1 protein-coding gene is annotated in these 748 nt (G+C 31.8%); it reads right to left on the reverse strand.

Annotation, left to right across the window (positions count from 1 at the left end; all coding sequences use genetic code 11):
* Positions 1-531: hypothetical protein (locus tag DW793_RS14375; RefSeq protein ID WP_147342240.1), on the reverse strand; the 531-nt coding region annotated here is incomplete at its 3' end.
* Positions 532-748 lie beyond the last annotated feature (217 nt).

The following is a 748-nucleotide window of genomic DNA, read 5'->3' on the forward strand; positions in this document are numbered from 1 at the left end:
AGCTTTTAGATTATAAAGTTTATTTATAATTTCTTTATCAATTGAGTGTATATTCGTAGAATTTATATTGAGGGATACAATATTCTCCCAATTAACACTTTCATCATCCAGCTTGGTAAAATCAGCTCCTGAAATTGAAAGTGATCTCAATTCCGTTAATTCGGATAAATCAGGTAAGGTTTCAATTTGAACATCGTATAATTCCAACGATTTTAAATTCTTGAAGCTTCCCTCTGTTCCGAGCAAGTCAATATCGTCAATTTTAAAACGAGCACCCCCATAAGGATTTGATCTAATGCATAAGCTTGATAGACTTCTGATATCTGCCAGCTTTCTTATTGAACCAATAGGTGAATCTACAATATTAACAGAAGTTAATTTTTTTAGTTTAGTTAACTCTTCAAAAAAGTTCTGTGCATCTGAAGCGTCACTGATTCCGACAATAGTAATTGTTTCAAGATTCGTTAATTTGCTGAGCAAATCATAATCATGTCCCAAAAGTGCAACATCAGAACCCGGATCACAAACCAACTCACGTATCTCATCATAATTCTGACTTGTTTGATTAATACAATCGTTAATGGTTTTTCGTTTCCACTGTAAATCAGCTTCTGTTTCATTATCACTGTTTTAAGAACCATATTCCGAAACCTATTACATAGCCAAAAATATTATAAGAATACAAGTAATAATTATCGTCGTAGAAAGTATGGTTTTATGTTTCATTATAAACAAATCCCTCATTAAG

Source organism: Ruminococcus sp. AM31-15AC (assembly GCF_003462045.1).
GTDB classification, from domain to species: domain Bacteria; phylum Bacillota; class Clostridia; order Oscillospirales; family Ruminococcaceae; genus Hominimerdicola; species Hominimerdicola aceti.